At 66.7% G+C, this 21,525-nt stretch carries 20 protein-coding genes; 12 read left to right on the top strand and 8 right to left on the bottom strand.

Translation table 11 applies throughout. From position 1 onward, the window contains the following. Positions 1-37: 37 nt before the first annotated feature. A complete protein-coding gene (locus AC1VVM_RS06425) occupies positions 38-781 on the bottom strand; it encodes a flagellar hook-basal body complex protein (RefSeq protein ID WP_132388693.1) in 744 nt (247 codons plus the stop codon). Positions 782-932: 151 nt separating this feature from the next. Here AC1VVM_RS06425 and AC1VVM_RS06430 point away from each other — a divergent pair, with 151 nt between their 5' ends. Genes AC1VVM_RS06430 through AC1VVM_RS06445 form a run of 4 tightly spaced genes read left to right on the top strand, consistent with a single transcriptional unit; the run spans position 933 to position 3,794 of the window. Beyond that, positions 933-1,460 carry a flagellar basal body-associated FliL family protein gene (locus AC1VVM_RS06430; protein ID WP_482903265.1) on the top strand — a complete coding sequence of 176 codons (528 nt, stop codon included), beginning with the start codon at positions 933-935 and terminating at the stop codon, positions 1,458-1,460. Then, the gene (gene fliM / locus AC1VVM_RS06435; RefSeq protein ID WP_482903266.1) at positions 1,457-2,476 is read left to right on the top strand and encodes a flagellar motor switch protein FliM; all 1,020 of its coding nucleotides are present in this window, start codon (positions 1,457-1,459) and stop codon (positions 2,474-2,476) included. Before AC1VVM_RS06430 ends, fliM begins: the two co-directional genes overlap by 4 nt. Then, a complete protein-coding gene (locus tag AC1VVM_RS06440) occupies positions 2,473-3,087 on the top strand; it encodes a DUF6468 domain-containing protein (RefSeq protein ID WP_482903267.1) in 615 nt (204 codons plus the stop codon). The genes fliM and AC1VVM_RS06440 overlap by 4 nt, the downstream gene beginning before the upstream one ends. Further along, positions 3,084-3,794: a MotE family protein gene (locus tag AC1VVM_RS06445; protein WP_482903268.1), complete on the top strand. Its 711-nt coding sequence runs from the start codon at positions 3,084-3,086 to the stop codon at positions 3,792-3,794. Before AC1VVM_RS06440 ends, AC1VVM_RS06445 begins: the two co-directional genes overlap by 4 nt. Before the next feature lie 92 nt (positions 3,795-3,886). Here AC1VVM_RS06445 and AC1VVM_RS06450 read toward each other — a convergent pair whose 3' ends face one another. Then, a complete protein-coding gene (locus tag AC1VVM_RS06450) occupies positions 3,887-4,300 on the bottom strand; it encodes a hypothetical protein (RefSeq protein ID WP_482903269.1) in 414 nt (137 codons plus the stop codon). Positions 4,301-4,434: 134 nt separating this feature from the next. Here AC1VVM_RS06450 and AC1VVM_RS06455 point away from each other — a divergent pair, with 134 nt between their 5' ends. Both AC1VVM_RS06455 and AC1VVM_RS06460 read left to right on the top strand, forming a co-directional pair. Beyond that, entirely contained in the window at positions 4,435-4,722 is a 288-nt protein-coding gene (locus AC1VVM_RS06455; RefSeq protein ID WP_482903270.1) for a hypothetical protein, read from the top strand. Positions 4,723-4,733: 11 nt separating this feature from the next. Next, positions 4,734-6,596 (top strand): hypothetical protein, encoded by a 1,863-nt coding sequence (locus tag AC1VVM_RS06460; protein ID WP_482956160.1) that lies wholly within the window; start codon positions 4,734-4,736, stop codon positions 6,594-6,596. Between the two features lie 96 nt (positions 6,597-6,692). Here AC1VVM_RS06460 and AC1VVM_RS06465 read toward each other — a convergent pair whose 3' ends face one another. The 3 genes from AC1VVM_RS06465 to flgE all read right to left on the bottom strand — a co-directional run bounded on the left by AC1VVM_RS06465 (position 6,693) and on the right by flgE (position 11,120). Next, on the bottom strand, positions 6,693-7,601 hold the full coding sequence (locus AC1VVM_RS06465) for a flagellin (RefSeq protein ID WP_482903272.1): 909 nt from the start codon (positions 7,599-7,601) through the stop codon (positions 6,693-6,695). An 11-nt stretch (positions 7,602-7,612) separates the two neighbouring features. Further along, a complete protein-coding gene (gene flgK / locus AC1VVM_RS06470) occupies positions 7,613-9,712 on the bottom strand; it encodes a flagellar hook-associated protein FlgK (protein ID WP_482903273.1) in 2,100 nt (699 codons plus the stop codon). Between the two features lie 94 nt (positions 9,713-9,806). Continuing rightward, a complete protein-coding gene (flgE, locus tag AC1VVM_RS06475) occupies positions 9,807-11,120 on the bottom strand; it encodes a flagellar hook protein FlgE (RefSeq protein ID WP_482903274.1) in 1,314 nt (437 codons plus the stop codon). Positions 11,121-11,294: 174 nt separating this feature from the next. Between flgE and AC1VVM_RS06480 the strand changes: the two genes are divergently transcribed. The 6 genes from AC1VVM_RS06480 (at position 11,295) to AC1VVM_RS06505 (ending at position 17,313) form a co-directional block, all read left to right on the top strand. Then, positions 11,295-11,723, top strand: a complete 429-nt coding sequence (locus tag AC1VVM_RS06480) for a flagellar biosynthesis repressor FlbT (RefSeq protein ID WP_132388707.1) — start codon at positions 11,295-11,297, stop codon at positions 11,721-11,723. Between the two features lie 13 nt (positions 11,724-11,736). Beyond that, complete coding sequence (fliI, locus tag AC1VVM_RS06485) at positions 11,737-13,074, top strand: flagellar protein export ATPase FliI (RefSeq protein WP_132388709.1); 1,338 nt, start codon at positions 11,737-11,739, stop codon at positions 13,072-13,074. Continuing rightward, positions 13,058-13,507 carry a hypothetical protein gene (locus tag AC1VVM_RS06490; RefSeq protein ID WP_132388711.1) on the top strand — a complete coding sequence of 150 codons (450 nt, stop codon included), beginning with the start codon at positions 13,058-13,060 and terminating at the stop codon, positions 13,505-13,507. Before fliI ends, AC1VVM_RS06490 begins: the two co-directional genes overlap by 17 nt. Then, on the top strand, positions 13,504-14,544 hold the full coding sequence (locus AC1VVM_RS06495; protein ID WP_482903276.1) for a peptidoglycan-binding protein: 1,041 nt from the start codon (positions 13,504-13,506) through the stop codon (positions 14,542-14,544). Before AC1VVM_RS06490 ends, AC1VVM_RS06495 begins: the two co-directional genes overlap by 4 nt. Positions 14,545-14,722: 178 nt before the next feature. Then, complete coding sequence (locus tag AC1VVM_RS06500; RefSeq protein WP_132388712.1) at positions 14,723-15,619, top strand: sigma-70 family RNA polymerase sigma factor; 897 nt, start codon at positions 14,723-14,725, stop codon at positions 15,617-15,619. Between the two features lie 233 nt (positions 15,620-15,852). Next, entirely contained in the window at positions 15,853-17,313 is a 1,461-nt protein-coding gene (locus tag AC1VVM_RS06505; RefSeq protein WP_482956161.1) for an alginate export family protein, read from the top strand. Between the two features lie 36 nt (positions 17,314-17,349). Here AC1VVM_RS06505 and AC1VVM_RS06510 read toward each other — a convergent pair whose 3' ends face one another. From AC1VVM_RS06510 to flaF, 3 genes are all read right to left on the bottom strand, one after another. Then, positions 17,350-17,970, bottom strand: coding sequence for a response regulator transcription factor (locus AC1VVM_RS06510; RefSeq protein ID WP_482903278.1), 621 nt, complete (start codon positions 17,968-17,970; stop codon positions 17,350-17,352). Continuing rightward, positions 17,967-20,744 carry a PAS domain S-box protein gene (locus tag AC1VVM_RS06515; RefSeq protein ID WP_482956162.1) on the bottom strand — a complete coding sequence of 926 codons (2,778 nt, stop codon included), beginning with the start codon at positions 20,742-20,744 and terminating at the stop codon, positions 17,967-17,969. Before AC1VVM_RS06515 ends, AC1VVM_RS06510 begins: the two co-directional genes overlap by 4 nt. A 308-nt stretch (positions 20,745-21,052) precedes the next feature. Further along, positions 21,053-21,433, bottom strand: coding sequence for a flagellar biosynthesis regulator FlaF (flaF, locus tag AC1VVM_RS06520; RefSeq protein ID WP_482903280.1), 381 nt, complete (start codon positions 21,431-21,433; stop codon positions 21,053-21,055). Positions 21,434-21,525: the final 92 nt, after the last annotated feature.

A 21,525-nucleotide genomic window follows, 5' to 3' on the forward strand; every position in this document is an offset into this window, starting at 1 on the left:
TCCTTCGTGAGAATGGGTGGTCGGCGGTTATTCTGGGTCAGCTGACCTTGCTCAGCCGGTCGATCGCGCGCTTGCGCATGTCGGCAAGGTCGGCCGTCATCCGCTGGCTGGTCTGGTATGACCGCAGGATCTCCACCATGTGGGTGGTCTCGGTGATCGGCTCGACATTGGAGGCTTCGACGCCGCCGCTCTTGAGCTTGGTCTGCGTGGCCGCCAGCATATTGCCGCCGGTGCCGGTGAACAGGCCGTCGCCGCGCGGGTCGACCATGTTTTCATCGGCGAACGTGGTCACGGCAAGGCGGCCGAGCGGGCCGTTCTTGCCCATCACGGTGCCGTCCTCGGCGATTGACATGCCGCTCATCTGGTCGGCCGGCACATTGATCGGGCGGCCGTTCTCGTCCAGCAGGCGCTGTCCGCCCGACGTGGCCAGATCGCCGTTCTGAAGCACCTTGATGAACCCGGCGCGGGTATAGACCACGCCGCCGTCCGGGCTCTCCACATTGAGGTAGCCGTCACCGTCGATCATCACGTCGAGCGGATTGCCGGTGGCCTGGAAGGAGCCCTGCGAGGTGTCATGCACGGTACCGAAGTCGAGCACGAAGGACGTCTTGCGCGCATCGTCCACCGGCGCTTCCTGCGCGGTCTCAACATATTCGTGGAACAGCGCCCGTTCGCGCTTGAAGCCCACCGTGCTGGTGTTCGCCATGTTGTTGGCAACGATGTCCAACTGGCGGCGCAAGGCCTGTTCGTGGCTCAGCAAAACGAAGGAGGAAACGTCCATTTCCGGTACCTCGGGAAAAAGTTCGCGGATTTCTGCACAAGGCAAAATTTGCCGCATTGTCATCCTATAATAGAGGCGAAAACGCGAATGCGGTCGGAATGAAGGATTTCACTTTTCCGGTCCGCCTTCGCGAGAGCCAAGGGGGTTCACAGTGTCCAGTGAAGAGATCATCGACGTCGCGCCCGTCGATGCGGACAAGACCACGTCATCGTCGCGCAAGCGGCTGATCGTGATCGGCGCGGCCGTGGCCGTGCTGCTTGTCGGCGGGGTGGGCGGCTATTTCGCCTATCGCCAGTTCGCCGGTGGCAGCAGCAGTGCCGGCAGCAGCGAAAGCGCTTCGTCGGAGAGCGGTTCGGAGGCCTCGAAGGCCGGCGTCTCCTCCTATGTCGAAGTGCCGCCGCTGGTGGTCAACTTGCGCGGCAGCGATGCCTCTGCGCGCTTCCTCAAGCTGCGCTTCATCATTGTCGCCGCGGACGAGGGCAAGGCCGCCAAGGTCAAGGAAAAGCTGCCGGTGGTGCTCGACGCGCTCCAGCCCTTCCTGCGCGAATTGCGCCCGGACGACCTTGACGGGTCGGCGGCGGTGTTCCGCATCAAGGAAGAGATGATGCGCCGGACCACGCAGGCGCTTGGGCCCGGCATGGTCAGCGACGTACTCATTCAGGACCTGATCCAGCAATGATCGACGATTTCGACGACTTCCTGCTGCCCGATCCGCCGAAGATGGAGGCGTCGGGCGACGATACCTTCGACCAGGCGGGCATCGATGCGCTGTTCGGCTTCGACGGCGATGCGCCCGCACAGCCCAAGAGCGGCCTCAAGGCGGTCATCGAATCCAATGTGATCAGCCACGAGCGTCTGCCGATGCTCGAGGTGGTCTGCGAACGCATGGTGCGCACGTTTGCCACCAGCATGCGCAACCTCACGTCGGACGCCATCGACGTCAGCCTTGAGGAGATCACCTCCACCCGCTTCGGCGAGTTCATGAACCGCGTGGCGCTGCCCGCCATGTTCGGCGTGTTCCAGGTGACCGAGTGGGAGAACTACGGCGTCGTCACGGTGGAATCGAGCCTGATCTACGCGGTGGTCGATGCCCTGCTGGGCGGACGCAAGGGCAGCCGCCCGATGCGCGTGGAGGGCCGCGCCTTCACCACGATCGAGACCATGCTGGTTTCCAAGATGGTGCAACTGGCGCTCGACGACCTGTCGCAGGCGTTCGAGGCGATCGAGCAGGTGAACATGCGGGTAGAGCGCATGGAATCGAGTCCGCGCTTCGCCGCCATTGCCGGGCCGAGCAACATCGCCGCGGTCGCGACTTTCCGCGTCGACATGGAAGGGCGCGGCGGCAAGTTCAGCGTGCTGCTGCCTTATGCCACGATCGAGCCGGTGCGTAACAAGCTGCTGCAACGCTTCATGGGCGAAAAGCTCGGGCGTGACCGCATGTGGGCCGCGCACATGGCCAGCGAACTCACCCACACCGAAGTCACCGTGGACGTGGTGCTGGGCGAGAAACAGATGAAGCTGCGAGAGGTGATGAACCTCAAGGTCGGCCAGACCATCGCTTTCAGTCAGAGCCCGAATGATGCGCTTCAGGTCCAGTGCGGCGGTGTGCCGCTGGGGATCGCGCATATCGGGCAACGTTCGAGAAACATCGCCGTGCGCATGGCGAACGACATCTCAAGGGGGTATCCGAAGTGAACACTGCCACCATGATCAACCTTTCGCTGGTTCCGCTGTGCATGGCCGTGCTGGTGCAGGGCTGGCGGATCGACCGCCGGATGAAGGCCTTCCGCAATGCCACGCTGACCGATGGCATCATGAGCCTGGAACATGCCACCGCGCAGGCGCGCGGCGTGCTGGGCGAACTGAAGCGCGTGCTGGCGACCGACGGCATCGCGCAGGCCAACACGATTGCGGAAGCCGAAGCCATGCGCGATGAGCTTTCGATGATGGTCGGGATCGGCAATGCCGTGGCCGAGCGCATTGTCGCCGCCGCCGCGCAGCCGGAACAGAAGGCCGCTGCCCGCACCGGCCGCAAGCGCGCCGTCAAGGCCGAGGCCGCGACCGATGCGGCGACCGGCGAGAAGGTCGCCGAAAAGGCCGCCGAAAAGGCTCCCGCCCGCAAGGCGGCGGCTCCCCGCAAGAGCCGTGCCCGCAAGGCGCCCGCCCGCACGACCGCGCCGATCCAGAAGGCAGATCCGCTCGTCGAGGCCGCCATTGCCGCTGCCATCGCCGAGGCCGGTGAGCTTTCGGCCGAAATCGTCATGCACCCGGCACGCGCCGCGAACGCCCAGCGCGCCGCGGCATGACCACGGCAACCGCCAATCTGCCCGTTCCGGTTACCGGAATGAGCCGGCTGATGAACGCGCTGCGCGGGATGACCCGGCCTTCGCGCCTGTTGTTCGGTGTCGCCGGGGTGGCGGTCGTGGCCAATGCCATGGCGCTTGGCGCCGCGCCCGAGCCCAATGCGGCAGCGGGGGGCGCGTCTTCGGGCCGCCTTGGCGCTTCGCTTCAGGACGCGCTTGGCAAGCGGGACCGCGATGCGGCGGCCGAACGTCGCAAGCTCGAAATGCGCGAGCAGGCCGTCCGCGCCGGTGAGACGCGGTTGGCCGGTCAGCTTCAGGGCCAGCAGCCCGGGCAGCCGGCGCAGCCGGGCACGCCGACGCCCGGCCGTCCCGGACAGGACCAGCCCGAGGTGCCTTACGACACGCTCGCCCAGATCTACCAGCGCATGAAGCCGCAGCGCGCCGCGCCGATCTTCGAGAAGCTCGATCTGGAAGTGCAGACCCAGGTTGCGCGCCGCATGCGCGATCAGGTGACCGCGCAGATCCTGTCCTACATGACGCCGGCTGCGGCGGTCGAACTCTCGATGTCGCTGGCAGGGCGCAAGGTGGTGCATGTGCGGACTCCGCCGCCGGTGGCGCAGACGCCGCCGCAGACGCGGCTCAAGCCGCAGGCGAAGCTTGCGGGGCCGGTGGGCCAAGGCACTCCGCCTCAGGCTGCCGCCGCCCACTGATTTGGGGGTAAAGCGCTCCCCTTAGGGGGAGATGTGACGAAGGGGCACACGCTGCGCGTGGGGCCCCTTTGTTGTATTTGCGGTAGCGCGGATCAGCTGCGGAAGGCGGTGGCGCGCACGATGAGGACGCGGGCCACGCTCGGATCGACGCGCTTGAGTGCGGGCGTGAGCGTCTGCGACAGCCGCTCGACATCCAGCGCGGCGAACGGCGAGGCGCGGAGCCGGGCGAATTCGATGGAGGCGGCCAGCGATGCGGCGCGCAGTTCCGGCATCCGCCGCGTCAGTTCGGTGGCCGTGGAGGCGGATTGAGCCTCAACCACCACGCGTACGTGCATCACGCCGTCGATCCGTCCGGCGTCGACGATCGGGGTATCGATCTGTTCGAGCGTGATGAGATTGGCGGGATCGACTTGCTTCGCGGCCTGTGTGGACGCGGGCGCGAGTCCGGCAGCCGCAGCAAGGGCCACGGCGAGGGCCGCGGTGGCATTGAGGGCGCTTAAGGACATGCGGAACTCCAGTTGCATGTATGCGTCTGATAGGCAGGACGAATACGGATAGCGCATGGCCCACGAGGGAGCCTGCTCCTCTATAATAGAGTGGATTCGGTAACATGCGGTAAACGTCGCAGGGGGCGCCAAGAATGAACACCAATACCAGCCCGGCCAAAGTCCGGGTCTTGTCCTCGGGCATTCCGGCTGCGGAGCCTGCGCGTCGGCGCGGCGATCCCGGCAATACTGGCGGATCTGACAAGGGCGAGCAGGGCGCTTCGGTCCCGTCTGTCGTTGCCAATGCCAAAGCGGGTCAGGATGACAATGCGAGCCCAAGCTTGTTGTGGGTTGCCGGTGCCATCGTTCTTTTCGTGATCGGCAGCACGCTGGGCGGGCTGTTCGTGACCACGTCGCTGCTGTTCCCCGGCATATTCCAGTGATCCGTTCCGCCATGACGCGTTCGCGTTCGACGAAGGCATTGCTGCTCGCGGCCAGCGCCGCGCTCTTGCCCGGTGCCACGGCGGTTTCGGTTGTTCCCGCTGCATCGCCTACCGCATCGCCCACCGCGTTACCGGCTGCCCTCGCGGCTCCCGAGGCCGGTCCTCCGGCGCTTCCCCCCGCCTCGCGCCTGCCCGGCTTTGCGGCGGACCTTGCCCAGCAACCGGTGATCCTGGGCCCTTCGGCCTGGGGCGCGATGACGCAGGCGGCGGCGTGGGACCGGATCTCCCGCGTGCCGCAACCGCAACTTCAGCAGGCGCGCTGGGACTATGCGCGCAGCCTTGTCGGCGCCGAGCGCGGCGCGGAGGCTTTCGGTGTGCTCGAAGTCATGGTGCAGGACGATCCCGACCTTGCGATGGTCGACAGCTACCGCCTTGCGCGCGGGGCGGCCTTGACGCTGCTTGATCGCAATGCTGACGCGGTTGCCGCGCTGTCCTCGTCCGGCCTTGCGATCAATCCCGAGGCTTGTGCCTGGCGCCTGCGCGCGCTGGCCGCGAGCCATCTGGCCGAACAAGCGCTGGGGCAAGTGGCCTGCGCCCGCCCGGCCCTTCGCGCGGCGCGGCCCAAGTCGTTCGTGCTGGCTGCCGCATTATCGGCGGTCGAGGGCGGGCAGCCGGACAAGGCGATGGAATGGCTCCAGCCGATGCCGGACAGCGATCCCGCCGCCAACCTGCTGCGCGGGCGCGCCCAGCTGCAGCAAGGGCATGGCGACGAGGCGCGGCTGCGCTTCGCCCGCGTCGCCCACTCGGGCACGATGGAGCAGCGCACCGATGCGCAGCTCAGCGAGATCGAGGCGCGCGTGGCTGCGCATACGATCGGCATGAACGACGCACTGCGCCAGCTTGAAGCGCTGCGCTACGGCTGGCGCGGCGATGCGATCGAGCAGCGCGCGCTGCGGCTGACCTACCGGCTTCAGGACGCGCGCGGCGACATTGCCGGCGCGCTGGAAAGCGGCGCCGCCCTGCTGCGCGGTTTCGGGCTGGAGGGGCAGGATGCGGCGATTCTGCCCGCACTGCGCGCCAAGCTCACCGCCGCGCTCGATCCTGCTCGCAACCTGCCGCTCGATCAGGCCGCGGGGCTTTACTGGGACTATCGCGACCTGGCGCCCGGCGGTGCCGAGGGCGACCTGCTGTCGAGCCGTCTGGCCGAGCGCTTGCAGGCTGCCGGGCTTTACGAGCGTGCGGCAGACCTGCTCGATTACCAGCTTTTCGTGCGCGCGGGTGATCTTGCGCGCGGGCCGCTCTCGGCCCGGGTGGCGAGCCTCTACATCCTTGCCGGCCGTCCCGACAAGGCGCTGGAGGCGCTGCGCAAGTCCGAGGATCCGAGCTTCCCCGACGCCATGATCGGTGAGCGCGACCGGGTGGAGGCCGTGGCGCTCAGCCAGATCGGCCGCATCGACGAGGCGCTGGCGGTGCTCGACACGGTGCCCGGCAGCACGCCGCTACAGGCGGAGATCCTGTGGAAGCACCGCGACTGGCAGCGCTATGCAGATAAGTCCGCGTCCAGCCTGCCGCCGCCGCGTGCGCTCGATCAGGTCGGGCAGGCGGTGGTGCTGCGCCATGCGATCTCGCTGGCCATGCTTGGCCACGAGGATGCGCTGACGGCGCTGCATGCGCGCTATGCCGGGGCGTTCAATGGGCTGACGACCGCGCCGGTGTTCGAGATGCTTACCGCCCATCCGATGGGCGCCGATGCCGGTGCGCTCGGCCGGGCGATGGCGGCTCTGCCCTCGGCCAGCCCGGCTGGCGACCTTGCCGACCTGATCGACCGCGCGCCCGATGTGGCCCCGGTTCCGACCAAGCAGGCCAAGCACTGAGAGCAGCGGGCAGATAGCCAAACAAAAAGGGCAGGAGGTTCGACCTCCTGCCCTTCTTTTTTGCGCCGGTTGCCGGGCCCTCCGCGAGCCTGAAGCTCAGGTGAGGTAGTTCGTGAGCGACATGCTCGAAAGCTGCGAGAACACCGAGTAGCTCGCTTCCAGGATGGTCTGGCGCTGCGTGATGTCGATCGCGACTTGGCCAAGGTCCGCGTCCTCGACGCCGCCGATCACTTCGGTGAGCAGGTTGGAGCGGTCGTCGGCGCGCGTCGACAGCGTGTCCACCTGGTTCTGGCGCTGGCCGTTGACGGCGTTGACATTGCGCACTTGCGCAAGCCCGGTGTCCAGCTGGCTGAGCGCGGTCTGGATCGCGGTCTTCTGGTCGTCGGTCAGCTTGTCGCCGAAGGGGCCGGCCTCGGCCAGCGTGCGGAACGCCGGGATCAGGCCCGAGCCGGCGTCGCTGGCGGTGATGCCGTACTGCACGTCCACGCCGTCGCCCATGCGGGCCGACTGGTGCACATCGTCATTGGCGAAGGCGTCGGCGGCATCCAGACCCTTGGTGTCGTCCAGCGTCTTGGGCAGGAACGGCGAGGTCGAGGTCTGCGAACCGGCGAACAGCGGCACGCCGCCCGACGTGGCATTGAGCGATGCGCGGACATCGCCAAAGGCGCTTTCGACGGTCGACTGGAGGCTGGGCGAATCGCCGGTGCCCAGCGCCGTCATCAGCTGGGTGCGCAAGTCGGAGAGCGAGGAGTCGATCTGGTTGAGATTGGCATCGTAAAGCGACAGCGTGGTCGAAACGGTGCTGGCGACCGCCTTGTAGCTCTGCTGCTGGGCCAGCATCGAGTGCGCCGACAGCGTGCGCACGGCGTCGAGGCCGAGGCTGGCATAGTCGGGCGCCTTGGAGCCCGTGGCAAGCTGCATCTGGCTGACGGACAGGCTTTCCTGCGAACGCGCGATCGCGCTCGCAAGCGTGTTCTGCATGGGAATGGTGGCAACGCGGGTCATCTGCTGCTTCCTTATCTGATCATGCCGAGCAGGGCGTCGTACATGTCCGAGGCGGTGGTCATCACACGGGCGGCGGCGCTGTAGCTGTTCTGGAGCACCACCATCTGGGCCAGCTCTTCGTCGATGTTGACGCCGGCATAGCTGTCGCGGCGGCTGACCGCGTCATTGAGACGGGCCGAGGCATCGTCGTTGGCGTCGGAGGCCTGCGAGGCCATCGATCCGATGCCGCCGAGCAGGGCGTTGGCGAAGTTGTCGATCGTCTTGCTGCCGTTCTTGCCGAAATCGGCATTGGAGGACAGCGCGTCGATGAAGGCGGTGGAATTGCGGAAGTCGCCCGCGCCCACGGCCTTTTCGCCCACGGCGGCAGTGAGCTGGAGCTGGGCGAGCGGCACCTTGGAGGTATCCGCCAGCATCGCCGGATCGACTTCTGCGTTCGCCAGCCCGCTGGCATTGCCGGTAAGGCCCGAAAGTGCCGAGAACGAAAGGCCGGTGCCGTTGCGGTTGGTCGAATCCGATGGGATCGAGATCGACGATCCGGCGCTGGAGGCATTGGGGGTGAACGCCACCCGGCCGCTGTCGTCCAGCGCGAAGCTGCCGTACTTGGCCAACGGACTGGCGTTCAGGTTGTTGATCGTATCGCCCCAAGTGTCACCTGCGGCACTGGTCAGCGTGTACTGGGACAGCACTTTGCCGTTGGAATCGCGCAGCACGATCTGAGAGGTCTGGCCGGCGGTGAAGCCGGTCGGATCGCTGGACGTGAAGCCCGACGGGGCCAGCGCACTGCTGTCCGAGCGGATGATGTTGTTCAGCCCGAAGAACTGCGAGAAGCCCACCCCCGCGCGGTCGCTGGGGGTATCGGGATCCTGCGCGATGGCGATGCCGTTGCTGCTCGACGCCGCACTGATCGACAGCACGCCCTTGGCGTCGATGCTGGCGGTGGCATCGGGCGAGAGGCCCGCGTTGATCGCCGCCACCGCGTCATCCACCGTGGCGCCGGCGCCCAGGGCGTCGAAGTCGATGGTGGTCTTGTTGACCAGCGTGCCGTCCTTGCCCACCACCGCGAACGTCGCCTTGCCGGTAAAGCCGAGGCGGTCGCTGCCGACAAGGCCGTTGGCCTGTCCGGTCATGGTGTTGGGCGGGGGCAGGGTGGTGCCCTCGTTGGAAACCTTGTTGAGCTGCTGTGACAGGCCGCTGAAAAGCTGGCCGAGCTGTTCGTTGAACTGCGGCAGCACGCGGTCGCGCATGTCCAGCAGCCCGCCGAGCTTGCCGCCCACCGAGGTGGAATCAATCTTCTCGCCGGTGGCGGCGCCCATCGTGCCGTCATCGGCGGCGAAGCGGATATCGATCGAGGGGTACGTCGCCTGCGCGGCACCCGCGCCCGAATTGTAGGACAGCTGGCGCAGGCGCGTGTCGAGCAAGGTCTGGCCCGAGGCGGTGTCGATGAAGACGCGCCCGTCGCTCTGTTCGCGCACGTTCACGCTCATCAGCCCGCTCAGTTCCTGAAGCGCGGACATGCGCTCGTCGGCGGGGCCGGACGTGCTCTGGCCAAGGCCCTGGAGGCGGGCGACCTGGTCGTTGAGGTCGTTGATCTTTTGCAGCAACACGTTGGAGCGGGCGACCGTGTCGCTGACTTCGCTCTCGACGTCGGACTGGAGGCTCGAGACGTCCTTGGTCAGGCCGTTCAGCGTGTCCAGCGTGTTCGAAATATTGCTCGTGAACAGCGCGATCGACTGCGAGGTGCCCTGAAGTCCGCTGATCTGGGAGACCGCGCTGGAAATGGACGACAACTGCGCCGTGAGGCTGGACGTGGAATCGGTGGCCCCCAGCAGCGACTGGAGCCGGTCGAGATAGGAATTGGCCGCATCGCTCCGGCCGGCCGCGCCTGCACGCTGATAGACCGCGTTCTCAAGGAACTTGTCTGCCACGCGCGATGGCTCGCCGACGACGACGCCGCTGACCTGGCCTCCCGATACGGACGTCGCCAGCGACACCTTCTGCCGGGCGTAGCCGGGGGTGTTGACGTTGGCGATGTTGTTGGAGACCGTTTGCATCCCCGCCTGCGACGCCGAAAGGCCGGACATGGCGGAACTGAGAATCTGGTTGAGGGACACGTTTCGGTTTCCTGCAAGTCTCGTGAAGGGATGGGGATGGGATTTTGGAGTACCGGCTGGAAATGCGCCTTGGCGCATTTCCAGCCAGACTAAATCACCTCTTCAGGTTGCTGACTTCCTGAAGCATGTCGTCGACGGTCGTGATGATCTTCGACGAGGCGCTGTAGGCGCGCTGGTAGATGATCATGTTCGAGAACTCGGACGCGAGATCGACGTTCGAGGCTTCGAGCGTACCGGCCGACAGATCGCCGCCGCCCAGCGAGCCGGGCTCGTTGATCGAGGCATTGCCCGAATCCTGCGAGGCCGCGTAGGCATTGCCGCTGATGCGCGTCAGGCCGTCCGGGTTGGCGAACGTCGCCAGCGGAAGCTGGTAGATCGCGCGCGAGGTGCCGTCGTCGAACACCGCGCTGACAACGCCGTCCTTCGAAATGTTGACCGACGAAACGGTGCCGAGCATGCCGCCGTTGGCGCTGGAGTTGAGCAGGGCCGAAGCGCTGCCGAACTGGGTCAGGCCGTCGAGACCGTCATCGCTGCCGAGCTTGAGGCTGATCGGTTCCGAACCGGCGCCGTTGGCCCAGCCGATGTCGAGGTCGGAGAACAGCGCGGGGCTCGAACCGGCAACGTCGAGGCTGCCGTCGGCATTGAAGCTGATCGTGCCGCTGGCAAGCAGGCCGGTGGTGGTGGCAGTGCCGCCAACGCTGGCCACATCGGCGGGATCGCCCGAGATTTCGGCGGCCCACTGGTTCGTGCCGGTCTTGGTGTAGTTGAACGTCAGCGAGTGCGACGTGCCCTGCGCGTCATAGACGACGACCGAGCGCGAGAACTGCGGCGTCACCGCGCCCGAGGTCATGTCGCCGGCGGTGTAGCCGGTGACGGGATCCGCGGTGGAATCGAGGTTGGCCCGCATCGAGACCGTGGTGGTCGGCGTGGCGGCGCCGGTCAGCGCATTCGGCTTGATCGGCTGAAGCGACGACATGCTGCCGTTGTTGACGTAGTTGCCGTCGGCATCGAGCGGCCAGCCGGTCAGGTAATACCCGGCGGTGTTGACCAGATAGCCCTGGGGGTCGGTCGTGAACGAACCGGCGCGGGTATAGGCGATCGTGCCGCTGGCGTCGGGGCTGGAACGCACGACGAAGAAGCCGGCGCCGTCGATGCCGATATCGGTCAGGCTGGTCGAGGCCTGCAGCAGGCCCTGCTTCGAGATCAGTGCCTTGGGCGTGGCGGTAACACCGCCGGCCGAGTAGCTGCTCTTGACCTTGCCGTCGGTGACGAGCGTCTGGAACTGTGCCGAGACGCCCTTGTAGCCCACGGTGTTGACGTTGGTGATGTTGTCCGCAACGGTCGCCATCGCGCTGGCTTGAGCGCCGAGGCCCGACACGCCCGCGTAAAGAGCTGAATAGAGGCTCATGTCATTCTCCTTGCGTCCGGGCCGGAAAATGGCGGTACCGGCATACGGACAGAGCATTGTAGGATGAACTGCACGCTCAACCGTGCGGATGTGCATGAAAAAAGCCTCGGGACCGTCACCGGGATGACTCACATCATCCTATAATTTGTGAAACGTGTTTCGGGGGCTGCACACATGACTCTTCGCATTTCGCTCAAGAAGGGCGAGCCGGTGATCGTCAACGGCGCGGTGCTGCGCGCCCAGTCGCGGACCGACCTCGTCGTCGAGAATTCCGCGACGATCCTGCGTGGCCGCGATGTGATGCAGCCCGAGGAAGCGGTGACTCCGGCCCGCGCTCTCTATTTCGCCTGCATGATGGCCTATATCGATCAGGCCGATCTGCCGCGCCATCAGCAATCGGTGCTGGAGCGGCTGGAAGCGCTGATGGACGCGCTGGAATCGCATGAGGCCAAGGCCGTCTGCATCCGCTTCGCCCAGAAAGTCGCGGTGGGGCAGTTCTACGCCGCGCTTGTCGACTGCCGCTGGCTGATCGCTTACGAATCCGACGCCATCGCTCGCTTCGCACCGGCCGAAGTCGCCGACGAAGCCGCTCCGGCCGCCTGAACGGGGCGCCGTCATGGCCAGTCTTGCTGCTGCCGCTGCCGGCTTGCGCCTGCTCACGCCCGACCAGCGTCATGGCCGGGTTGTGGCGGTGCGCGGGGCGCTGATCGAGGTCGAGGGCCTTGCCGGAGCCGCGCAGATCGGCTCACGCGTGACGTTGCAGGCACCGGGCGGCGGCGTCGAGGCGGAAGTGACCGGGCTCGATCGCGGCATTGCCCATTGCCTGCCGTTCAGTGATCCGCAGGGCATCGCCTCGGGCGCAAAGGCCAATCTTTCCGCCAGCCAGTTCGCGCTGCGCCCCTCGGGCGAGTGGCTCGGGCGCATGATCGACGGGCTCGGCCGCCCGGTGGACGACAAGGGCCCGCTGGCGCAAGGCGCGATCCTGCGCAAGATCAAGGCCTCGCCGCCGCCGGCCTCATCCCGCGCGCGGGTGGGGACTTGCGTGTCGACCGGGGTGCGTGCGCTCGATATCTTCGCGCCGCTCTGCAAGGGGCAGCGGCTTGGCCTGTTCGCGGGATCGGGCGTCGGCAAGTCCGTCCTGCTCTCGATGCTGGCACGCTGGACCGAGTGCGACGTGGCGGTGATCGGCCTGATCGGCGAACGCGGCCGCGAAGTGCAGGAATTCGTGCAGGACGATCTGGGCGAGGAAGGCCTCGCACGCAGTGTCGTCGTCGTCGCCACCTCGGACGAACCCGCGCTGATGCGCCGTCAGGCGGCGTGGACCACGCTCAGCGTGGCCGAGCATTTCCGCGATCAGGGGCTCAATGTGCTGTGCCTGATGGACTCGGTCACCCGCTTCGCCATGGCGCAGCGCGAGATCGGCCTGGCCAGCGGCGAGCCGCCCGCCACCAAGGGGTACACCCCTACCGTCTTCGCCGAACTGCCGCGCCTGCTGGAGCGCGCCGGGCCGGGGCTGCCGGGGCAGGGGACGATCACCGGCCTGTTCACCGTGCTGGTCGACGGCGACGATCACAACGAGCCGGTGGCCGACGCCGTGCGCGGCATTCTCGACGGGCACGTGGTCATTACCCGCCAGATCGCCGAGCGCGGCCGCTATCCGGCGATCGACGTGTTGAAGTCGGTCTCGCGCACCCTGCCGCACGCGCTGGGAGAGAACGAGAACCACTTGCGCCTTGCCGCGCGACGCGAGCTTTCGACCTATCGCGACATGGAAGAGATGGTCCGCCTGGGCGCCTATCGCGCCGGATCGAGTGAGGTGGTGGACCGCGCGGTCGCGCTGGCGCCGCGGATCGAGGACCTGCTCAAGCAGGGCAAGAACGAACGCGGCCATGCCGAAGAGAGCTTCGCGGCGCTCGCGGCGATCATGGAGGGCTCCGATGAAAACACCGTATGATGCCGCGCTGCGCGTGCAGCAGCGTGAGATCGATGAGATGAGCGTCGCCATCAGCCGCGAAGCGGGCGTGCTGGCCGCCGTCGAGCAGGCGCAGGCCGAGGCCAGCGCCGCCGTGCGCCGCGAGGCCGATCTGGCGGGCACCGACATGAGCGAAGGCCTCGGCATTCCCTCGCACGGCTATTTCGCCCGCAAGCGGGACGAGCGGCGCCAGCTCACCAGCCTTCAGGCCGAACTCAGCACCCGGCTGGAAACCCTGCGTTCGGAAGCGGTCGAGGCTTTCGGCACCTTCCGCACCATCGAAAGCGCTGCCGACGCCTTCCGGCAGGAAGCCGAGCGCGTTCAGGCCAGCGCCGAGCAGGCCGGTATCGACGATCTTGCCGCAGTCGCCTTCCTCAAGGCCCAGCGCGCCATGCGCGACGGACAGCGGACATGAGCGATCCGGTTGCCGGACCTTCTCCGCATGCGGCCGGGCAGGCGGCGGCGCAAGTGCGCGCGCTCGATCCGGCCAGCAAGGCGCGGCTGATCTACGCACAGGCCCGCAGCGAAATGTCCGACCGGCTCTGGCGCGCCGCGCTGGGCGATGGTGGTTCGCAGGGCAGCGATGCCGATGGCGACAAGACGCGTCCGACCGACCGGCACGGCATGCCGATGAGTCTTGAGGCGCTGATCGGCCTGCTGGAGGGGGACGGTAAGACCGCACCGCAAGGGCCTTTCGCGGGCACCGTGCCAATGCCGCAGCAGGGCGACGATCTGGGCGAGGGCGGCGGCAATGGCAGGCGCCGGAACGGCTCGGGCGAGGGTGGTGACGACGACGGCAGCACGCTGTCGCTCGGCCACGGCCCCAATGCACGCTATGCGCCCACGCTCAGCGCGGCGGCGTCGCGCACCGGGCTGCCGGCGCCGGTGCTCGCCACCATCGTCCATGCCGAGGCGGCCAAGGACGGTGACGGCCGCTGGCTGCCCTATTCCCGCAATCCGCGTTCGAGCGCGGCGGGCCTCGGCCAGTTTCTCTCGGGCACCTGGGAGGGCGAGGCCGAGCGCGAAGGCACCTGGCTGCACGCCACCGCCCGCGCCAATGGCTGGCTGGACGATCGCGGCCATGTGCGCGGTGATGCCCGTGCGGAGTTGCTGTCGCTGCGCTACGATCCGCAAGCGGCGATCGAGACCACTGCCGACTATGCGCGCGCCAATCTCGACGGTTTGCGCCGCGCCGGGGTGCGCATCGGCGAGGGCGTCGAGGACATTGCCAAGGCTGCCTATATCGGCCATCACCTCGGCCGCGGCGACGCGGTGCGCTTCCTGACCGGCAGTCTCGATCCCGACCGTGCGCGCCGTTTGCTGGACGCCCAGATCGGCGCGGCGCAGGCCAGCCGCCGCATTGCCGCCGCCGGAAGCGCCGTCGCGGCGCACCGTTCGTGGCTGCTCGATTATGTCGGACGCACTATAAAACCAGCAAATTTCGCGGCCTGACGGGCATTTTGAGCGACTGGCCGAGGGCCTCGGGGCTAGTGCTTAATTTTGAGAAAATATAGGATAAAAGATTTCTTGTTATAGGATTGATGACGCGTTAAGACATTGAGCACCGATTGACTGGTTGACGGACGGTTGCCGCAGGGGTGCAGCACCGTCCCGTGCTTGGGGGCTCAACGTGTCTAAGATCACTATTGCACTGGAATCCGCAGTGGCCAGCGTGAAGGCCAATACAGCGCCTGAAGGGGAGGCACCGTCCGCACGGCAACGCGCCGGAGTGGATCGTGCTTTCGCGCATATCCTGCGCTTGATTGCACCGCGCATCCGCCACTTCATCCGCCAGTACGGCCTCACCGCCCATTGGGACGATGCCGAGCAGGCCTGCGCCATCGCCGTTCACCGTGCGATCCAGGCCTACGATCCGGAAAAGGCGCAGTTCACGACGTTCGTGAACTGGCAGATCCGGGGCGAGCTTCAGAGCCTGCGCTTTCGCCTGATGACCGACCAGCGCCCTTCGGCGAAGAAGGTGGAGGCGGTGACCGTCTCGCTCGACGCGATCGGCAGCGGCGAGGACGGCGAGGAAATCTCGATCGTTGCCTCCATCGAGGACGAGGAAGCACTGGGCCGCACCGAGGCGGCCGCGTCGGACTATCTGGCGCGCGAGGCCATGCTCTCTCTTACCGACAGTTATATCGAGCATTTGCGCAAGCTGGGCGTCGATCGTCTGCGCCGTCAGGCCCGTCCGAAGAAGGCCCGCAAGGGCACGGAGGAGGCCGAGGCCGCGGAGGGTTCCGGTGAGCGTCAGGCCCGCCGCGTCTGGCGCGCCGAGAATGCGCCGATCGATCCCGCCGATCTCGCCGAGCTGGAAGAGCGCCTGCTCCACAACCGCATGGTGGTGGAGAACCGGTTGTTCGACCTCGTTCCCGGCGACATCTTCGAGGACGAATCCGGTCTGCTGCGCGAGCGCGCGCGCCAGATCGCCAAGCGCGCCGCGCGCACGATGTGCGAACTGGCCGGGCTCGATCCCCGCTTCGCGATGATGGCGGAATACGGGCGCCTGCTCTGCGCGCACTGATCTGCCGGTCGGGGCGACGGGCCCGCCCGATCGCAGGCATCTGCACAAACGATTGGGGAGGAGGTGCCTTGCGTGCCTCCTCCCCAATCGTTTGTGCAGATGCCGCTTCGCCCCGCCGAATTTTAACGAAGGCCCGCGCACTTGGCGCCCAATCGGTGCTAGATTGTGGTTAGCCCGGCGTAACCCTGCAAACAGCAGGGCGCCGGAAGCCAGTGAGGGAGCTTTCCAAGACCATGAACCGTCTATCGGGCCGTCAGGCCCTCGCCCACGGGACAACCCAGGCGACCGTTCCTGTTGTGGCTGCGCGTGCCGCACGCCGTATCGCGCAAGGAACAGGGACTTTGATCGGCGCGGCGGCGCTGCTGGCCGGATTGTCCGGCACCGCGCATGCCGATGACGGCCTGCTGAAGCAGGCGGTCGGCGGGCCCGACGGCCTTACCATCACCGGCGGCGTGCGTGCGCGTGTCGAGGGGATCGACGGGCAGTTCCGGCCGGACAAGGCTCAGGACGACGTGATGTTCTCGCTGAAGACCACGCTGCTGGTCGACTACGACGGTGGTCCCTTCCGCATCGGCGGCGAATTGTGGGATGCGCGCGCCTATGGCCAGCACCACGATTCCTCGGCCGGCACCACCGAAGTCAATGCGATGGAGCTGGTGCAGGCCTATGTCGGGCTCGATTTCAAGACTGGCGACAAAAGCGAGGCCAGGCTGACTGCCGGACGCTTCACCATGAACATCGGTTCTCGCCGCCTTGTCGCCCGGCAGCAGTTCCGCAACTCCACCAATGCCTATACCGGCGTGAACTTCGTGTGGAAGGACAGCAAGGGCGACCAGCTGATCGCGCTCTGGTCGATGCCGCAGCAGCGCCTGCCCGACGATGCCGACGGCATTCGCGACAACAAGGTGGTGTGGGACCGGGAGAGCACCGACCTGCAACTCTGGGGCGCGCATCTCACCAAGGCCGGGATCTTCGGCGGCGTCATGGAAGTCTACGGTTTCGGCCTGGACGAGCGGGACAGCCCCGATGTGTTGACCAAGAACCGCCACCTCTTCACCCCCGGCATGCGCCTCTATCGCAAGCCCAAGGCGGGGCAGGTCGACTGGGATCTGGAAGGCGCCTACCAGATGGGCTCGACCCGTCTGACCACGGCTGCCAGCGACATGAAGGACGTGAGCGTCTCGGCCTACATGATCCATGCCGAGGCCGGGCAGACCTTCAAGAGCAGCTGGCAGCCGCGCCTCTCGCTCGATTTCGATATTGCCAGCGGCGATCAGGCCGGGTCGAAGAGCTATAACCGTTTCGACACGCTCTACGGCGCGCGCCGCTTCGACTTCGGGCCGACGGGGCTCTATGGCCCGGTCGGGCGCTCCAACCTGCTGTCGGGCGGCGTGCGCGCGGAAGCCAAGCCGGACAAGAAGTCGGACGTGATGTTCATGTACCGCGCGCTGTGGCTTGCCTCGCGCACGGACAGCTTCGCCTCGACCAGCGTCAAGGATGGCAAGGGTGACAGCGGCCGGTTCGCGGGTAACCAGTTCGAACTGCGCTATCGCCGTACGCTGGTGCCCAACGTGCTGCATTTCGATACCGGCGTGGCCTATCTCGACAAGGGCCGGTTCCTGACCGAAGCGCCCAATGCGCCGCAGACGGGCGATACGAAGTACGGCTACTTCGACATGTATTTCGATTTTTGAGGACGGTGTGAGCTCCGGTCCGTTGCGGGCCGGACCTCAATCCATCGGGACCAGTCCGGCCGAAAAGGCAATGCGCAGCGCTTCGGACAGGCTGCGCACGCCGAGCTTTTCCATCAGCTTGGCGCGATAGATCTCCACCGTGCGCGGGCTGATGTCGAGATCGTGCGCGATCACCTTGTTCGACTGCCCATCGATCAATCCCATCAGCACGTCGTGCTCACGCGGCGAAAGTTGTTCGAGCATGGCAATCGCCTGCTCCTTGCGCTGCGCGGCGGCGCGCGAGGCGGCCTGATGCGAAAAGGCGGATTCCAGCGCAGCGATCAGCTTGAGGTGGTCGCAGGGCTTCTCGATAAAGTCGGCAGCGCCGAACTTCATCGCCTGCACCGCGACTGAAACGTCGCCTTCTCCGGTGAGCACGATCGGCACGAAACGCGCGGGCGCATCGCCGATGGCCGAGAGAACCTGGAGGCCGGGCGTGCCGGGCATGTGCAGGTCCAGCAGCAGGCATCCCGGTTCGAGCGAGGGCGCTGCCTCCAGAAACGCGTCGCCCGATTCAAAGCACATGATGCGGCTGTCGACGATCAGCGAGAGCAGGTACTCCAGCGAAGTCCGCACTGCATAGTCGTCGTCGACGATATAGATCCGGCGCACGGTCATCCGGCCTTCAACTCCTGCTCGCAATACGTCGGCAGCGTAAATTCGATGGCCGCGCCGCCGCCTTCGATGTTGCGGAGCGACAGGCTGCCGCCATGCGTCTCGACGATACGGCGGCAGATCGAGAGGCCTAGGCCCATGCCATTGGCCTTGGTCGAGCTGAATGCCTCGAACGGGCGGTTGATGACCTGTTCGGGGAAACCGGGCCCGTTGTCGATGACGCGGATCATGATCTGGCCCTCGCCCGGTGTGAGCGTGGTAATGGTCACGGCGGGGGTGGAGACGTCGTGCGCCTCAAGCGCGTCGAACGCATTGTTGATGAGGTTCACCAAGACCTGCTGGACATGGATGCGGTCCGCCAGGATCAGCGGCGAGGTGCCGCAAGGCCGGTATTCGAGCAGCACCCCGGGCGCCCGGCTGCGCGAGCGGGCAAGCTGGAGCGTATCGGCAATCACATCGTCGAGCGGCTCGGCGCGGATGTCGAGTTCGCCCTTGGAGACGAAGGCGCGCATGCGGCGGATGATGTCGCCCGCGCGGAGCACTTCCTGGCTGGCGAGGCGCAGCAGGCGGCGGAGCTGGTCCGGGCGCCAGTCGCGCTGCAATTGCAGTTCGATGGCGCCAAGGAAGTTCGAGGTGGCGGTGAGCGGCTGGTTCAACTCGTGCGCCAGTTCCGCGCCCATCTCGCCCATGGCGCTGACGCGCGAGGCGTGGAGGAACTGTTCGCGCAGTTCGTGAATGCGTGCCTCGGTATCGAGTTGCTCGCGCAAGTTGCGCACGAAGGCGATCGAGATCTGCTCGTTACCGACATTGGCGGCGCCCACGGCGAGTTCTACGGGAACCTGATTGCCCGAGCGATCCAGCCCGGCGGTAATGCGCGTGCGCGTCGGGCGGCCCTGCCAGCGCTCGGCCGCACTGGGCTGGGCGGGCGCGCGAGTGGGTGGCTGCTGCATTTTGTCCGCACCGGCGCCCGGTCCGGAAGGCGGTTCGACTTCGGCGATCGGCTGGAAGTACTGCGGCAGCACAACGCGTACGTCCTCGCCCAGAACTTCGTGCGCGGCGTAGCCGAACAGCGCCTCGGCCGTGGCGGAGAAGCTGCGGACATGGCCGTGCTCGTCGATGGTAATCATCGCCTCGGGCACGGTTTCAAGGATCGAGCGCAGTTCGGATTCGCGCGATTCCAGCATTTCGGCGCGCTGCTCGCGCTCGGTCGAATCCATCACGATGCCGATCACGCCGATGCCGCCGGAGCCGGAGTCGCGGTGGACCAGCACGGTGCCCTCGATGACATGCGGCTGGTCGGGGCGGCGCGACTGGAGGCGGAAGGCGTAGCGGCCGGGCTGCCACGTGTCGGGCGGCGCAACTTCGCGCGTGAACGCATCGCCCAGATGCGCGCGCCACTGCTCCATCCCGCCCGTGAAAGCACCTGGAACAAGCCCGAACAGCGTTTCCGCCTGGCCGTGGAAGCAGAACCGGTCCGTATCGCTGGACCATTCGAAAATGCCGAGGCCGTGGAGGTCGACGGCCAGTGACAGGCGGGCCTCGCTCGCCAGCATGGCCTGTTCGGCCTGCTGGCGAGCGGTGACGTCGGTCATCGAGAGCACCATCATCGGCGGCAGGTCGCTGCGCGGCTGCACGATCTGGCGAGTCTCGAACACGCGCAGGCGGGTGCCGTCGCTGCGCAGTTCGGTCAGCTCAGTCTCCTGCAGCGCGGCGGGGTGCGTGCGCAGGTAGTCGCGCCCGGTGACTTTCACCGCGCCGGTCAGTTCGTGCTTGTTGAGCCCGATGGCCTGTTCGGCGGTCCAGCCGTAAAGCCGCGTGCAACCGTCCGACCAGCGCAGCACGCGCCCTTCGAGGTCGGTGATGGCGATAGGGGCGGAATCGAGCGCGGCATCGATGGCCCAGCGCGCGCTGCTCTCGCGGCCGATGCGCAGCCACGCCCAGGCGATCACCGCGCAGGAGGCCGTCACTTGCAGCGCCGCCAGGAAGATCACCACCGCCTCGGGCGCGAGCGCGGTATGCTTGTGGGCCCAGAAGTGGGTGAGCGCCGAGGCGACCGGCAGGATGACCGACAGCGCCAGCGTCCATTGCAGCGTGGAGGCGCCGAACCCGCAAGCCGGTTTGCGCGGCCAGGCATATTCGCGGCGCATCAGCACGATGGCGATGGCCAGCAGGCAGACCGAAAGCATCGTCGGCACCGACATCAGCGCATGGCGGGTCGCTTCGTCCGGCCGGCTGACGCCGGTGGGCAGGAGGCTGCCGGAAATCGCCGCGATTGCGATGGAGACGCAGGCGAATGTCACGGTCGCGCGGCGCATTATCTGGCGCGGCGAGGCGACCGAGAACGTGGCAAGGCTGAGCAGCAGCAGGGCGATGGCGGGCAGTACGCCCGGCCGGCCCGGCGATGGACGAAGCTGCGCGGCGACGGCATCGGGAAACAGCAGCGTGTCTATCCCGAGCGCGCGTCCGCAGGCCTCTTCGACCAGCGCGATCACGCCGACGAGCATGGGAAGCAGCAGAATGACAAGGGCAGCACTACGCCTGCCGCGCGCGGTTGCCCACACGGCCATGCCGATCGCCATGCAGGATACCGCGGTAAGCGGCTGCATGAGATAGCCGGTGGCGGGCTGTCCCGTCAGGCTGAGGTTCCCCGAGAACCAGCCCATCAGAACGACCATGCCGATGATTTGCGCCACCGCGACAAGGGCAGGCACAGCCGGTGCCAACGTGGCAGGAGGCAACCCGCTCCAGCGCGGCGGAGGAGGATTCAGTTCCTGCATCCGGGTCCGCTGTTTCCGCCTAGAATCTCAGGCTCCAAGGCGAGGGCCGCATTATCGCGTCGCGCGGGTTTGTAAATAGACGGGGAAGGGGCCGGGCGCGACATGCGGCCCGGTTTGCGGATAACCGGTTGATATTCGGTTTCCCGAAACCGGTGTTTTCCGGATATTTCCTGAAGAGTTTTTCAAAAATGCGATGAAGCGCATTTTGGGGCACGCGCGGATGCCGCGAAATCCCGGCCAGAATTCGCTGGCCAGAATTCGGGGGCCAGAATTCTTGTGGGGCCCGCGCGGGCCGAATCCGGATGGGCTTAGACCGGCGGTAGGCCCTGGCCGACCACGCCGTTCTCGTTGGAAAGACCGTTGAGAATGGCGCGGTTGACGTCGATCAGGTCGTCGATTTCATCGCGTCCGGCCATCACGTCCGAGGTGTATCTGCTCACCCACAGGCCAATGGAAATGATCGTTGCCCGCAGATCGTCCGGAAGGCGATTTCCCGGTATCGCACAGATATTTGCGAACGTGCCCCAGACCATGCGGTTGCGGTGCAAGGCGGGCATGAGCTTGGCGCCCCTGAGCCCGGCGTCGCGCGCCGCGATCATCTCTGAAGTGATCTGGGTCATCAGCCGGTACTCGGTGCTGCGCGGCGAGGCGGCGACTTCCTGCACGCGGCGATAGGCATTGATTGACATGGTGGCTCCAGCGAATGTCGTCCGCGCCGATGCGCGCCCATCAATATAGGACGAAATCGCGGCGGACGGTCGTGCGGCGTGGTCTGTCGCCC

It is taken from the genome of Novosphingobium sp. BL-S-33 (assembly GCF_056857025.1).